Source organism: Pseudomonas putida (genome assembly GCF_022627325.1).
Lineage (GTDB): Bacteria > Pseudomonadota > Gammaproteobacteria > Pseudomonadales > Pseudomonadaceae > Aquipseudomonas > Aquipseudomonas putida_X.
The window spans coordinates 1-228 of sequence record NZ_JAETZZ010000075.1 but is presented as its reverse complement, the minus strand read 5'-3'; the positions used below and the strand labels follow the sequence as shown (position 1 = coordinate 228).

Below are 228 nucleotides of genomic sequence, written 5' to 3'. Positions count from 1 at the left end.
GCGCTCCGGTCACCGGCAGCCCGCTGGTCGTGACCCTGGCTAACGGTCAAACCATCACCATTGGTGTCGGTGAATCGTCCGGCTCGGTCGACTTCACCGCGCCGAACAACGTCTACAACACCAATGCGCCGCTGACCAACAGCATTACCAAGGTCGAGGGCGGTAATTACGAGAAGCTGGATACCGCAGGTACTCCAACCACGACTGTTACCGACAGCCCCGCTACTC

1 protein-coding gene is annotated in these 228 nt (G+C 60.1%); it reads left to right on the top strand.

The window, feature by feature from the left end; genetic code table 11:
* Positions 1–228: immunoglobulin-like domain-containing protein (locus JNA92_RS25780; protein ID WP_241807240.1), on the top strand; the 228-nt coding region annotated here is incomplete at both ends.